Annotated in this window: 15 protein-coding genes; all 15 read left to right on the top strand. The window is 63.2% G+C overall.

Features of this window, described 5'->3' with window-relative positions:
• The first annotated feature begins 41 nt into the window (after nucleotides 1-41).
• On the top strand, nucleotides 42-548 hold the full coding sequence (ruvC, locus tag VCK47_RS06450) for a crossover junction endodeoxyribonuclease RuvC (protein WP_322889885.1): 507 nt from the start codon (nucleotides 42-44) through the stop codon (nucleotides 546-548).
• Nucleotides 545-1,201 carry a Holliday junction branch migration protein RuvA gene (ruvA, locus tag VCK47_RS06445; RefSeq protein ID WP_322889884.1) on the top strand — a complete coding sequence of 219 codons (657 nt, stop codon included), beginning with the start codon at nucleotides 545-547 and terminating at the stop codon, nucleotides 1,199-1,201. Before ruvC ends, ruvA begins: the two co-directional genes overlap by 4 nt.
• Before the next feature lie 8 nt (nucleotides 1,202-1,209).
• On the top strand, nucleotides 1,210-2,229 hold the full coding sequence (gene ruvB / locus VCK47_RS06440) for a Holliday junction branch migration DNA helicase RuvB (RefSeq protein WP_322889883.1): 1,020 nt from the start codon (nucleotides 1,210-1,212) through the stop codon (nucleotides 2,227-2,229).
• On the top strand, nucleotides 2,230-2,847 hold the full coding sequence (locus VCK47_RS06435) for a hypothetical protein (protein WP_322889882.1): 618 nt from the start codon (nucleotides 2,230-2,232) through the stop codon (nucleotides 2,845-2,847).
• Complete coding sequence (gene ybgC / locus VCK47_RS06430) at nucleotides 2,847-3,230, top strand: tol-pal system-associated acyl-CoA thioesterase (RefSeq protein WP_416236650.1); 384 nt, start codon at nucleotides 2,847-2,849, stop codon at nucleotides 3,228-3,230. The genes VCK47_RS06435 and ybgC overlap by 1 nt, the downstream gene beginning before the upstream one ends.
• A gap of 111 nt (nucleotides 3,231-3,341) precedes the next feature.
• Entirely contained in the window at nucleotides 3,342-4,016 is a 675-nt protein-coding gene (tolQ, locus tag VCK47_RS06425; protein ID WP_322889881.1) for a protein TolQ, read from the top strand.
• 1 nt (nucleotide 4,017) lies between these two features.
• Entirely contained in the window at nucleotides 4,018-4,497 is a 480-nt protein-coding gene (locus VCK47_RS06420) for an ExbD/TolR family protein (protein WP_322889880.1), read from the top strand.
• Nucleotide 4,498: 1 nt separating this feature from the next.
• Nucleotides 4,499-5,629 carry an energy transducer TonB gene (locus VCK47_RS06415; RefSeq protein ID WP_322889879.1) on the top strand — a complete coding sequence of 377 codons (1,131 nt, stop codon included), beginning with the start codon at nucleotides 4,499-4,501 and terminating at the stop codon, nucleotides 5,627-5,629.
• A gap of 103 nt (nucleotides 5,630-5,732) precedes the next feature.
• Nucleotides 5,733-7,046 carry a Tol-Pal system beta propeller repeat protein TolB gene (tolB, locus tag VCK47_RS06410; RefSeq protein ID WP_322889878.1) on the top strand — a complete coding sequence of 438 codons (1,314 nt, stop codon included), beginning with the start codon at nucleotides 5,733-5,735 and terminating at the stop codon, nucleotides 7,044-7,046.
• 78 nt (nucleotides 7,047-7,124) lie between these two features.
• The gene (pal, locus tag VCK47_RS06405; protein WP_322889877.1) at nucleotides 7,125-7,667 is read left to right on the top strand and encodes a peptidoglycan-associated lipoprotein Pal; all 543 of its coding nucleotides are present in this window, start codon (nucleotides 7,125-7,127) and stop codon (nucleotides 7,665-7,667) included.
• Between the two features lie 16 nt (nucleotides 7,668-7,683).
• Complete coding sequence (gene ybgF, locus VCK47_RS06400; RefSeq protein WP_322889876.1) at nucleotides 7,684-8,505, top strand: tol-pal system protein YbgF; 822 nt, start codon at nucleotides 7,684-7,686, stop codon at nucleotides 8,503-8,505.
• Complete coding sequence (gene tilS, locus VCK47_RS06395) at nucleotides 8,496-9,698, top strand: tRNA lysidine(34) synthetase TilS (RefSeq protein ID WP_322889875.1); 1,203 nt, start codon at nucleotides 8,496-8,498, stop codon at nucleotides 9,696-9,698. The genes ybgF and tilS overlap by 10 nt, the downstream gene beginning before the upstream one ends.
• Nucleotides 9,699-9,824: 126 nt before the next feature.
• A complete protein-coding gene (ftsH, locus tag VCK47_RS06390) occupies nucleotides 9,825-11,720 on the top strand; it encodes an ATP-dependent zinc metalloprotease FtsH (protein ID WP_322890038.1) in 1,896 nt (631 codons plus the stop codon).
• Between the two features lie 130 nt (nucleotides 11,721-11,850).
• Complete coding sequence (locus tag VCK47_RS06385; protein ID WP_322889874.1) at nucleotides 11,851-12,429, top strand: MOSC domain-containing protein; 579 nt, start codon at nucleotides 11,851-11,853, stop codon at nucleotides 12,427-12,429.
• A 99-nt stretch (nucleotides 12,430-12,528) separates the two neighbouring features.
• Entirely contained in the window at nucleotides 12,529-14,205 is a 1,677-nt protein-coding gene (locus VCK47_RS06380; protein ID WP_322889873.1) for a formate--tetrahydrofolate ligase, read from the top strand.
• Nucleotides 14,206-14,218 lie beyond the last annotated feature (13 nt).

Below are 14,218 nucleotides of genomic sequence, written 5' to 3'. Positions count from 1 at the left end.
TTGTGCTAGCGTCCTTCCAACAAAGAACAACGGGGCGAGCAATGCGCGTATTGGGGATAGATCCGGGCCTGCGGAACATGGGCTGGGGGCTGATCGATGTGGTCGGGTCGCGGATCACCCATGTCGCCAATGGCATCGCCCATTCGACGGGTGACGATCTGGCGATGCGGCTGTTGTCATTGCATGACCAGCTGACCGCGATGATTGCGCTGCATGGTCCCACCGAGGCTGCGGTGGAACAGACCTTTGTCAACAAGGACGGTGTCGGCACGCTGAAACTGGGGCAGGCGCGGGGGATTGCGCTGTTGGTGACGGCGCAGGCGGGGCTGACTATCGGAGAATATGCGCCAAATGCAGTGAAAAAGGCTGTTGTTGGCGTGGGCCATGCCGACAAGGTGCAGATCGCGCATATGGTCAAACTGCAACTGCCCGGTGTGAAACTGGCGGGGCCTGACGCCGCCGATGCGCTCGCCATCGCGATTTGCCATGCCCACCATCTGCAATCGGCCAATCGGCTGAATGCCGCCCTCGCAAAGGCCAGCGCATGATCGGGAAAATCGCTGGACGGCTGGAATATCGCAGCACCGACCATGTGCTGATCGACGTGCGCGGGGTTGGGTATCTGGTCTATGTGTCCGACCGTGTCATGGCCAGCCTGCCCCGCAACGGCGAGGCGGTAGCGCTTTATACTGACCTGCTCGTGCGGGAAGACCTGATGCAGCTTTTCGGTTTCACGACGTTGGTGGAAAAGGAATGGCACCGCCTGTTGATGTCAGTGCAGGGGATTGGGGCGAAAGCCTCGCTTGCCATTCTTGGCGCGCTGGGGGCGGATGGCGTCAGCCGTGCCATCGCGCTCGGTGACTGGAACGCCGTTGCCAAGGCCAAGGGCGTGGGGCCGAAAACCGCGCAGCGCGTGATCATCGAACTGAAAGACAAAGCCCCCGGCATCATGGCGCTGGGCGCGGGCCTGACCGCCGCAACGGGCGACGAGGTGATCGAGGCCGACCCATCCCCCGCACCGCGCGCCACCCCGCAACCTGCCAGCACCGCGCAGGCCGATGCGATGTCGGCGCTGGCGAACCTTGGCTATGCGCCGGGTGATGCCGCCAGTGCGGTGGCGCAGGCGCTGGGTGCTGATCCGCAGGCGGATGCCGGTGCGCTGATCCGCGCTGCCTTGAAGCTCTTGGCTCCGAAAGGCTAGATGGGCGGATGACCCAGCCCGACCCCACCCTGCGCCCTGAACGCCAGCCCGAGGATACCGACCGCGCCCTGCGGCCGCAGACGCTGGACGAATTCATCGGCCAGCGCGAGGCGCGCGCGAACCTCAAGGTCTTTATCGAAAGCGCACGTCGTCGGGGCGAGGCGATGGATCACACGCTGTTTCATGGCCCCCCCGGTCTGGGCAAGACGACGCTGGCGCAGATCATGGCGCGCGAACTGGGTGTAGGGTTCCGCATGACATCGGGACCGGTGCTGGCCAAGGCGGGCGATCTGGCTGCGATCCTGACCAATCTGGAAGCGCGCGATGTGCTGTTCATCGACGAAATCCACCGGCTGAACCCCGCCGTGGAAGAGGTGCTGTATCCCGCGCTGGAAGATTTCGCGCTTGATCTGGTGATCGGCGAAGGCCCCGCCGCGCGCACCGTGCGGATCGAACTACAGCCTTTCACCCTTGTGGGCGCGACCACTCGCATGGGCCTGCTGACCACGCCTTTGCGCGACCGGTTCGGCATCCCGACACGGCTGGAATTCTACACGCAGGACGAATTGCACCTGATCGTCACCCGCGCCGCCCGCCTGCTGGGTGCCCCCGCTGCTGACGAGGGCGCGCGCGAGATCGCCCGCCGCGCGCGCGGCACGCCGCGGATCGCGGGACGGCTGCTGCGCCGTGTCGTCGATTTCGCCATCGTCGAAGGCGACGGCACCGTCACGCAGGAAATCGCAGATATGGCGTTGAACCGGCTGGGCGTCGATGATCTGGGGCTGGATCAGGCCGACCGGCGCTATCTGCGGCTGATCGCGGAAAGCTATGCGGGCGGGCCTGTGGGGATCGAGACCCTGTCCGCCGCCCTGTCCGAAAGCCGCGACAGTCTGGAAGATGTGATCGAACCCTACCTGCTGCAAAAGGGCCTGATCCAGCGCACCCCGCGCGGGCGGATGCTGGCGCAGGCGGCATGGACCCATCTGGGGCTGGACGCGCCACGGCCGCAATCGGATTTGTTTGGATAGATGACGGACCTTGCCCCTTATTTTACCCGTTCCGATGGTGCCTATGTCTTTGCCCGCTGGGGGCGGCCCATCGTGCCGGTGGTCTTTGGTGTCGATGATGCGACGCTTGCGGTTTTCAAAGGCGCGATCGAGGCGGTGGTTGTGCTGGCGAACCACAAGATGGATGGGGTCGATACCGAACTGGGTGCGAACCTGATGGTGTTCTTCTGCCGCGACTGGGCGGAACTGACCGAAGTCCCGCATCTCGACCGGCTGGTGCCCGACCTTGCGCCGCTGGTGGCGCGTTTGCAGCAGGCGGATGCCAACCAGTACCGTATCTTCCGCTTTGATGACGCAGGCGGGATCAAGGCAGCCTTCATTTTTCTGCGGCTGGACGCGCATCTGGAACAGGTGCCTGCCGATACCCTGGCGCTGAGCCAAGCGGTGCAGGTGATCCTGCTGTGGTCCGACCTTGCGTTCGCCGACACCCCGCCGCTTGCGCTGATCGAGGGCAAGGCGGTGCTGCGGCCCGAGGTGGCAGATGTGATCCGCGCGGCCTACGACAGGGTCATGCCGGTGGCCACGCGCGATCCGTCCCATGCGCTGCGGCTTGCCGCCCGAGTACAAAGGCCAAGCTGATGCATGTGTTCAACCTGCGCGTCTATTATGAAGACACTGATCTGGCGGGGATCGTCTATTACGCCAATTACCTCAAATTCATCGAACGTGCGCGCAGCGAATGGGTGCGCGATCTTGGCATCGACCAGACGCAGATGAAGGCCGAAGGGCTGGTCTTTGCCGTCCGCAGGGTCGAGGCGGATTACCTGTCGCCCGCGCGCTATGACGATGTGCTGCGGGTCGAGACGGTAATGCTGCCGGGGTCGGGAGCACGGCTGGTGATGCAACAGGATGTAAAACGCGGCGACGCGACGCTGTTTTCGGCCACCGTGACCATTATCTGCATGACCACCGATGGTGCGATTGTGCGTCTACCGGCGGCGATCCGCCAAGCTGCGCGATAAAATCGCGCCAAATTCGGCTTTGTGATGCCGGATTGGTTGGATTTGCCTTATGCTTTGCGCTAATGATGGGCGCAATTGAGCCCGAACAGGGCCTTCAGGCAGAGCAGGCACATGGAAGTAGCACACGAATTCACAATGTGGGCGTTGTTCGCGCGCGCCACGATCGTCGTCCAGCTGGTGATGATCATGCTGATCCTCGCATCGGTCTGGTGCTGGGCGATCATCATCGACAAGTCGCGCCAGTTCCGCGCCGCGCGGGCAGAAGCGGACATCTTTGACCGCGCCTTCTGGTCGGGAGAACCCTTGGATCAGTTGTTCGAACAAATCGGCCCCGATCCCGAAGGCGCGTCCGAAAAGGTCTTTGCCGCTGGCATGAACGAATGGCGCCGGTCGCACCGGCAGGATGGCGGGCTGATTGCAGGGGCCGCTGCCCGTATCGACCGGTCGATGGATGTGGCCATTGCCAAGGAAGCCGCGCATCTGCAGAAAAGCCTGCCCATCCTTGCCACTGTCGGCGCGGTGACGCCGTTTGTGGGTCTGTTCGGCACGGTCTGGGGCATCATGAACGCCTTTATCGAAATCGCCGAACAGCAGAACACCAGCCTTGCCGTTGTGGCACCGGGGATCGCCGAGGCGCTTTTGGCCACCGGTCTTGGCCTTCTGGCTGCTATTCCGGCGGTGATCTACTACAACAAGTTGTCCGCCGACAGCGACCGGATCGTCGCCGGCTACGAGGCTTTTGCCGACGAATTCGCGACGATCCTCAGCCGCCAGTTGGACAGCTGACATGGGCGCCGGGGTCATGAAATCGCGCGGTGGTGGCGGCGGCAGAGGCCGCAGAAGCACCCGCGGCGGCCAGCCGCCGATGTCGGAAATCAACGTCACACCTTTTGTCGATGTGATGATGGTGCTGCTGATCATCTTCATGGTGGCCGCGCCCTTGTCAGTTGTCGGTGTGCCGGTGGAATTGCCGCGCACCGCGGCGACAGCGCTGTCTGGCGATGAAGAGGAACCATTGACGGTGACGATCACCGCCCAAGGCGTCGTGATGATCCAAGAAACCGAAGTGCCGCCGTCCGAGCTGGTCACGCGCCTGCGCGCGATTGCGGCCGAACGCACGAGCAACAAGATCTTCCTGCGCGCCGATGGAACCAACGCATGGAACCGCGTGGCCGAGGTGATGGGCGCGCTGAACGCGGGCGGATTTTCCGACATCGGCCTTGTGACGGATATTGGCGGCCCCACCTTTGATGGTGCCGACGGATAATATGCAGACGCCGGGCACGTATATCTCTGCGGTCGGCCATGTGGGGTTGATCGGCTGGCTTCTGCTTGGGTGGGGCATGCAGTCGACGCCCCTGCCTGTGCAAGTCATGGATGTGTCCATCATGTCGGGTGAAGAATTCGAACAGATGATGGCGGCCCGCACGCCAGAGCCGGGGGATGCACCGCCAACCGCCCCGGTTCAGCCTGTTATCGAAGAAACGCCGCCGCCGCCGGTCGTGGAAACCCCGCCGGAACCCGCGCCGCAGCCTGCGCCGGTAGAGCCGCCCGTGGTCGAGACGCCACCGCCGCCTGTGCCGGAAACGCCGCCCGCCGATGTGCCCGATACGGCTCCTGTTGCCCCGGAACCACCTGCTGCTCCGGCGCCTGCGCCCGACCTGCCGCCAAGCGATGATCCGACCGAGGCGCCTGCGAACCGGGTCGCCTCGACCCCGACGGCACCGCCGCCGCAGGATGCGCAGATTTCCGACATCGCGCGCGAGGCTGTTGTGCCCGACGAAAGCACCTCGGCCGAGGTTGTCGTTCCCGAACAGCAGGCGACCGCCCCCGAACAGACCGCGACCGAGATCGTGATCGCCGACGAACGCCCGCGCGGTGCCGTCGACACCTCGCTGCGCCCGGTCGCGCGGCCTGCGCGACCTGTCCCGCCTGTGCCCGCGCCGCAACAAGAGACCGCAACCGCAGAACCTACGCCGACACCTGCGCCGACACCCGTCCCCGTCCCTGATACCAGCGATGCCGTGGCCGACGCGCTTGCCGCCGCTGTCGCAAGCAGTTCCGCCCCCGCCGTGCCGGCCGGCCCGCCTATGACTGGGTCCGAACGCGACAGTTTCCGCATCGCGGTCAACAGCTGCTGGAACGTGGACCCCGGATCGGTGGCCGCGCGCGTGACGGTCGAGGTCGGGTTTACCCTGAACCGCGACGGAACAGTGGACGGCGAACCGCGCTTGTTATCGTCTAGCGGCGACCAATCGGCCATCAACACGGCATTCGAGGCGGCCCGCCGCGCGATCCTGCGCTGCCAACGTGGCGGATATCAGCTACCGGCTGACAAATATGACCAGTGGCGCGAAGTTGTGATTACATTTGACCCCAGCGGTATGCGATTGAGATAAAGAAAGACAGGTGCAGCCGGGCCGCCCTGCGTGTATAGGCCCCGCAATGACGCAAAAACGATGCTGACAGGGCCGATGCCCCGCAGCGCATGAGGCAGAGAAGATGAAAAGAATTTTGACCTTGTTGATCGCATTGATGCTGGCCGGTCCTGCCTTGGCGCAGGGCGGGCCCTTGCGTCTGACGATCACGGATGGTGTGATCGAACCGATCACCTTTGCGGTGCCGACCTTCGAGGCGGAAAATCCGCAGGCGGGCCAGCTTGCCAACGAACTGACACGGCTTGTCGCACAGAACCTGTCCGGCACGGGCCTTTTCCGCGAAGTGCCCGCCAATGCCTTCATCTCTCAGGTCAATTCTTTCGCGCAGCCGGTGGCTTTCGCTGACTGGCGGGCGGTGAACGCACAGGCGCTTGTTGTGGGTGCGGTCAGCGTCAACGGCGATCAGGTCAATGTCAAATTCCGTCTGTTCGATATCTTCTCGGGGCAGGAACTGGGCAGCGGGCTGCAGTTTGCCGGAACCACCGCTGGCTGGCGGCGCATGGGGCATAAGGTGTCCGATGCCGTCTATAGCCGGATCACGGGCGAGGGCGGCTATTTCGACAGCCGCGTGGTGTTCGTGGCTGAAAGCGGCCCCAAGGACAACCGGCTGAAGCGTTTGGCGATCATGGATTACGATGGTGCCAACGTCCAGTTCCTGACCGATAGCAGCAGCATTGTGCTGGCGCCGCGTTTCTCGCCACGCGGAGATCAGGTGCTTTATACCAGCTTTGAGTCCGGTTTCCCGCGGATCAACCTGCTGGATGTCTCCAACGTCGGCCGCCGCCAGATCGCCACAGCCCCCGGCGAGATGTCGTTCAGCCCGCGGTTTTCGCGTGACGGGCGGCAGGTGATCTACAGCCTGTCCAACGGTGGCACCACCGATATCTACCGCACCGATCTGGACACGGGCCAGCATGTGCGGCTGACGGCGACGCCGTCGATCGACACGGCACCCAGCCTGTCGCCCGACGGATCGCAGATTGTGTTTGAAAGCGACCGTTCGGGCAGCCAACAGCTGTATATCATGTCATCCTCGGGCGGGGACGCGCGCCGGATTTCCTTTGGCGAAGGGCGCTATTCCACCCCCGTTTGGTCGCCGCGCGGTGATCTCGTGGCCTTTACCAAGATGAACGCGGGGCGTTTCCATATCGGCGTGATGCGCACCGACGGGTCCGAGGAGCGGTTGCTGACATCGTCCTTCCTTGATGAAGGCCCGACTTGGTCGCCCAATGGCCGCGTGATCATGTTCACCCGCGAAACCCAAGGTGCCGACGGGGCCAGCGCGCTCTACTCGGTCGATATTTCGGGGCGCAACCTGCGGGCTGTCCCGATCCAAGGTGCCGCCTCGGATGCGTCCTGGGGGCCATTGCAGCCCTGACCGGGCGGCACAAGCCGTTCCCAGACCCCGATTGCCATGCTATACTGATGAAAATGAGCAGATAAACAGGATCAACCCATGAAAATGATGACAAAGGCGACAGTCTTGCTTTTGGTGCTGGCCACTGCGGCCTGTACCAATCCAAACCGTTTTGGCGCGGGTGCCGGTGGCGCAGGCGGTGCCGGTGGTGCCGGTGGTGCTGACGGGTTCGGCATGAATGCCGGTATGGCGGGCTCGGCCAGCGATCCGCGCAGCCCGATGTTCTTCAACCAGACCATCGGTGACCGCGTCTTGTTCGCGGTTGACCAGTCCACGATCACCCCTGAAGGACGGACCATTCTTGACGGACAGGCCCAGTGGCTGTTGACCAACACCGATTACCGCGCTGTCATCGAAGGCCATGCCGACGAACAGGGCACACGCGAATACAACCTCGCTCTCGGGTTCCGCCGCGCCAATGCGGTGCGCGAATACCTTGTGTCGCGCGGTGTGCCGTCGTCGCGTCTGGAAGTCACGAGCTATGGCAAGGAACGCCCGGTGGAGATCTGCTCCAACGAGGCCTGCTATTCCAAGAACCGCAGGGCCGTGACGGTCTTGTCCTTCTCGGCGATGACCAGCTGATCCAGACCGGGGGCCAATGATGCTGCACCGTATTCTTGCCGTTTGTGCCGTTCTGTTGGCCCCTTTGCCCGCCGCAGCACAGGATCAGACGCTGGCGGACATCCGCCAGCAGCTGACCGCGCTTTATGTCGATGTGCAGCGGCTGCGCTCGGAACTTTCCACGACTGGCGCTTTGTCCACGGGTATTGCTGGGGCGACGCCGCTTGACCGGCTCAACGCGATCGAGGCGGAACTGCAGCGGCTGACCTCCAAAGCGGAAGAACTGGAATTCCGCGTCAACCGCATCACCGTAGACGGGACAAACCGGATCGGTGATCTGGAATTCCGCCTGTGCGAACTGGAACCAAACTGCGATATCGCGAACCTTGGGGACACGCCGTCCTTGGGCGGTGTCGATAATTCGGCGGGCGTGCCCGTCGCCAACCTGCCGCCAGTGACCGGCGGCCCTGCAGTAGCAATCGGCGAACAAGACGACATCCGGCGGGCGCAGGAGGCGCTCGCCTCGGGTGACTTTCGCGGCGCCGTGGACCAGCTATCGGCCTTTGCCACGACCTATCCGGGAAGCCCGCTAGCGCCCGAGGCAGCGTTCATCCGCGGTCAGGCGCTGGAAGGGCTGGGCGAGAATACCAGTGCCGCCCGCGCCTTTCTGGAATCCTTTTCCGCAGATCCCGTGGGCCAGCGCGCCCCGCAATCGCTGTTCCGGCTTGGCGCAGCCTTGGGTGCCATCGGGCAGACACAGGATGCCTGTCTGACCTTGGCTGAGGTCAACGTGCGTTTTCCCGGCAGCCCCGCGGTGAATGATGCGCGGATGGCGATGCAAAACCTGGGATGCCAGTAACCTCGCAGCCACCGCGACTTGCGCCCGCCTTCATCGCGCTGTTGCAAAGCGGCTGTCCCGTCGGTTTTGCCGTTTCCGGCGGGGGAGATTCCCTTGCACTGCTGCATCTGGCCGCTGCGTATGGTGGCAGGATCAGTGTTGCATCTGTCGATCACGGCCTGCGGCCTGAAAGTGCTATAGAATGTGCGATGGTTGCGGGTATTTGCAGGGGCTATGGCTTTGCGCACCAGACCCTGAAATGGACGGGCTGGGACGGGCGGGGCAACCTGCAGGATCAGGCGCGTCAGGCGCGATATCATCTCTTGGCTGGTTGGGCGCAGGCTCAAAGGATTACTGATATCGCGCTTGGCCATACTGCTGACGATCAGGTGGAAACGATCATCATGGCGCTGGCGCGCGGCGCGGGGGTGGACGGCTTGGCTGGTATGGCCCCTGTCACTCTGCGCGACGGCCTGCGGTATCACCGGCCTTTGCTGCACGTCACGCGATCCGCGCTGCGCGACGACCTGAGCACGCGGGGGCACGTCTGGTACGAAGATCCGTCCAATGATGACCCGGCTTATACGCGGATCAGGATCAGGCAGGCGGCGGGTCTGCTCGCGGAACTGGGGCTGACGCCGCAAGCTTTGGGGCAGGTTGCCCAGAACATGGCTGCTGCTGCGGCGGCGCTGGACGACCAGACTGTCGATCTGGCCCGCGCCTGTCTGCTGCACCAGAAAGGCGATGTGCTGGTCACGCTGCCGTTGCGGACGCTGTCGCAGGAACAGGCCCGCCGTCTGGTGCTGGCTGCAATGGGGCAGGTGAACCGGCATCTGGCTGCGCCCCGCCGCGACGAACAGTTGCGCCTGATGCAATCCTTGTTTGACGGGCAAGGGGCGACGCTGGGCGGGTGCCTGATGAGCTTCGAAGGGCCGGTGCTGCGCGTGGGCCGCGAACCCAAGGCTGTCGCGGACCTCAAGGCGCCGACGACCGCGCTATGGGACGGGCGCTGGCGGCTGTCGGGGCCGCATGCCGCTGACCTTGCCGTGCGGGCGCTTGGCGCGGGGATCGACCTTTGCCCCGACTGGCGGCACAGCGGGTTGCCGCGCCGGTCCTTGCAGGCAACACCCGCGGTCTGGCGCGGAGATATGCTGGTTTCCGCACCTTTGGCAGGATTTGGTGCAGATTGGTCCGCGCAGATTGTCGCGGAATAGCCCTGCGCACGGCTTTGCGCATTGAAGATCGGCGGTTTGTCCCTATTCTAATAACAACCACACAGGCACGAGTCTGTCGCCTGTATGACGATGTGATAGGAGTCCCCCTTGGGTAACGCACGCAACATGGTCTTTTGGGTCGTCATGTTCTTGATGGTCCTGGCCTTATTCAACCTGTTCAGCAGCCCCGCCAGCACGACCGGCGGCGATGCGCGCAGCTTTTCGACATTTGTCGAAGCCGTGCAATCCGGCCGCGTGACCGATGCTGTGATCGACGGCGAACGTGTCCGCTATTCCGAAGGCGGGCGGAACTACACGACCATCGCGCCGTCAGATGCCGAGATCACCAATCTGCTGATCGGGGCCAATGTCCCGTTCGAGGCGCGCAGCCAGGAAACGTCGGTGTTCCAGTCGTTCCTTGTCAGCTTGCTGCCGTTCCTTCTGCTGATCGGCGTCTGGATCTATTTCATGAACCGGATGCAAGGCGGCGGCAAAGGCGGGGCGATGGGGTTCGGCAAATCCAAGGCCAAGCTGTTGACCGAGAAATCGGGTCGCGTGACGTTTGACGATGTCGCGGGCATCGACGAGGCCAAGGAAGAACTGGAAGAGATCGTCGAATTCCTGCGCAACCCGCAGAAATTCAGCCGTCTTGGTGGTAAAATCCCCAAAGGCGCGCTGCTTGTCGGCCCTCCCGGGACTGGTAAGACTTTGCTGGCGCGTGCCATCGCGGGCGAGGCGGGCGTGCCGTTCTTTACCATCTCGGGCTCTGACTTTGTGGAAATGTTTGTCGGTGTGGGTGCATCCCGTGTGCGCGACATGTTCGAACAGGCCAAAAAGAACGCGCCCTGTATCGTGTTTATCGACGAAATCGACGCCGTGGGCCGTGCGCGTGGTGTCGGCATGGGCGGTGGCAATGACGAACGCGAACAGACGCTGAACCAGCTTCTGGTCGAAATGGACGGGTTCGAAGCCAACGAAGGCGTCATCATCGTTGCGGCCACCAACCGGCGCGACGTGCTGGACCCCGCCTTGCTGCGCCCCGGTCGTTTTGACCGTCAGGTCACCGTGCCCAACCCCGATATCAAGGGCCGCGAAAAGATTTTGGGCGTGCATGCGCGCAAGGTTCCATTGGGTCCCGATGTCGATCTGCGGATCATCGCACGCGGCTCGCCCGGGTTTTCGGGGGCAGATCTGGCGAACCTTGTGAACGAGGCCGCTCTGATGGCTGCCCGTGTGGGACGCCGTTTCGTGACCATGGTCGATTTCGAATCGGCCAAGGACAAGGTGATGATGGGCGCTGAACGCCGGTCGATGGTGATGACCGCCGAGCAAAAGGAAATGACCGCCTATCACGAGGCTGGGCACGCAATCGTCGGCATCACGCTGCCCAAGTGCGACCCCGTCTATAAGGCGACGATCATTCCGCGCGGCGGTGCATTGGGCATGGTGATGAGCCTGCCGGAAATCGACCGTCTGAACATGTTCAAGGACGAATGCCACCAGCGTCTTGCGATGACGATGGCGGGCAAGGCTGCCGAGATCATCAAATACGGCCCCGATTCCGTCAGCAACGGCCCTGCGGGTGACATCCAGCAGGCCAGCCAGCTGGCCCGTGCGATGGTGCTGCGTTGGGGGATGTCCGACAAGATCGGCAATATCGACTATGCCGAAGCGCATGAAGGCTATCAGGGCAACACCGCCGGTCTGTCGGTGTCCGCCGATACCAAGGTCATGATCGAGGAAGAGGTCCGCCGCTTCATTCAGGACGGCTATGAGCTTGCTTACAAGATCATCACCGAAAAGAAGGAAGAGTTCGAACGTCTGGCGCAGGGTCTTCTGGAATACGAAACCCTGACAGGTGACGAGATCAAGCGCGTGATTGCGGGAGAGCTGCCCCATGCGACTGACGACAAGGGCGGCACGCCGCCGTCTGCGGGGTCTTCGGTGACGGCGATCCCCAAGACCAAGCCCAAAAAGCCCCGCGCGCCCGATGGCGGGCTGGAGCCGGAACCTTCGGTCTGACCGATCAAACGCCGCCCCGCGGGGCGGCGTTTTGCGTTGCAGCTCCGGTGCGGACTTTTTTTCTCGGAAGATGACTTGTCTTTTTGCGCCGCGCGCGGCCAATGTTGCGCGCAGTAGCAGGAGGTCGGCCATGCCCGCGTTGAAGAAGACAGAGATCATCGGCGAAGTTGTCTGGTTGGGTCTGGTGCCCGACCGTGAGGCCGCGCTGACCTCGGTCGCGGTGCAAGAGGCGCAGCTGACCTATGCGGGCATTCCCGGCGAGGCGCATGGCGGCCTGACACGCCCGTCCTGTTCGCGTGTGGTCAGCCAGCATCCGCGCGGCACGGAAATCCGCAACGTGCGCCAGCTTTGCGTGATGTCCGCCGAGGAACTGGCGCAGATCGCCGCCGATTGCGGGCTGGACGATCTTGATCCGGCCTATGCGGGCGCGTCGCTGGTGGTGCGCGGCATTCCGGATTTCACGCATCTGCCGCCCTCGTCGCGGCTCCAGTTTCCCGACGGGTCGGCCATTGTCGTCGATATGGAAAACCAGCCCTGCCATCTGCCCGCCAAGGCGATCAACGCCGACCATCCGGGCGCGGGCGACCGGTTCAAGGCGGCGGCCAAGGACAAGCGCGGCGTCACCGCATGGGTCGAACGCGAAGGCCATGTGCGTGTGGGCGATGCCGTGACGCTGCATGTGCCGGGCCAGCGGGCTTGGCGCGCCTGACCCCCGCCGCTGGCGGGGCGGATTGCGTCGCAATCAAGGGACGGCGGGTGCAAGCGCCTCTTTAGAAAAGAGGACATGGCCAGACACAGGAAAGATCACATGGCAATTAAATCCGATATCGAGATCGCCCGCGCCGCGACCAAGCGCCCCATTCAAGAGATCGGCGCAAAGCTCGGCATTCAGGTCGACGACCTCGTGCCTTACGGCCATGACAAGGCCAAGGTCAGCCAGCGCCTGATCGACGCCGTGCAGGATCGCCCCGATGGCAAGCTGATCCTTGTGACCGCGATCAACCCCACGCCAGCGGGCGAAGGCAAGACCACGACGACCGTGGGTCTTGGGGACGGGTTGAACGCCATCGGCAAGAAGGCGGTGGTCTGTATCCGCGAAGCCTCGCTCGGGCCCTGTTTCGGGATGAAAGGCGGTGCGGCAGGCGGCGGCTATGCGCAGGTGATCCCGATGGAGGATATGAACCTGCATTTCACCGGCGATTTCCATGCCATCACATCTGCCCACAATCTGCTGGCCGCGATGATCGACAACCATGTCTATTGGGGCAACAGCCTCGATATCGACATCCGCCGTGTCGTCTGGCGGCGGGTCATGGATATGAACGACCGCGCCTTGCGCCAGATCACCGCGTCACTGGGCGGGGTGGCCAACGGTTACCCGCGCGAGGCGGGGTTCGATATCACTGTCGCCTCCGAGGTCATGGCGATCCTGTGTCTGGCCCGCAATCTGGCCGATCTGCAAAAGCGGCTGGGCGATATCATCGTCGCCTATCGCCGCGACAAATCGCCCGTCTATTGCCGCGATCTCAAGGCGGATGGCGCGATGACGGTCCTGCTCAAGGATGCGCTGCAGCCGAACCTTGTGCAAACGCTGGAAAACAACCCCGCCTTTGTGCATGGTGGCCCCTTTGCCAATATCGCGCATGGGTGCAATTCGGTGACGGCGACGACGACCGCGCTGAAGCTGGCTGATTATGTCGTGACCGAGGCCGGTTTCGGCGCCGATCTGGGCGCCGAAAAGTTCATGAATATCAAATGCCGCAAGGCGGGCATTGCGCCGTCCTGCGTTGTCGTCGTGGCCACGGTGCGCGCGATGAAGATGAACGGCGGCGTGGCCAAAGCCGATCTCGGGGCCGAGAATGTCGATGCCGTGCAGGCCGGTTGCGCCAATCTGGGTCGCCATATCGAGAACGTGAAATCCTTTGGCGTGCCGGTTGTCGTCGCGATCAACCATTTTGTGACGGACACCAATGCAGAGGTGGATGCTGTAAAGGCCTATGTCGCCACGCAAGGCTCGCAAGCCGTCTTGTGCAAGCATTGGGCGCATGGGTCGGCAGGGATCGCCGATCTTGCGACGCTGGTTGCCGATATCGCGGATAAGGATGCGGCGAACTTTGCCCCGATCTATCCTGACGAGATGGGCCTGTTCGAGAAGATAGAGACCATTGCCCAAAAGATCTATCGCGCGGACGGGGTGATCGTGGATGGCAAGATCCGCGACCAACTCAAGCAATGGGAAGATCAGGGATACGGCCATCTGCCGGTCTGTATGGCAAAGACACAATACAGCTTTACCACAGATCCCGAACGTCGCGGCGCGCCTACGGGGTTCACCATTCCTGTGCGCGAGGTAAGGCTGAGTGCCGGTGCCGGTTTCATCGTCGCCATCTGCGGCGAGATCATGACCATGCCGGGCCTGCCGCGCGTGCCATCGGCAGAAACCATCATGCTCAATGCGGACGGTCAGATCGAAGGGTTGTTCTGAGGCGGCTTGTCGC

This window comes from Yoonia sp. 72, assembly GCF_034652275.1.
Classification (GTDB): Bacteria; Pseudomonadota; Alphaproteobacteria; order Rhodobacterales; family Rhodobacteraceae; genus Yoonia.
Note: the sequence above shows the minus strand (reverse complement) of the source record. Positions and strands in the feature narration are given on the sequence as shown.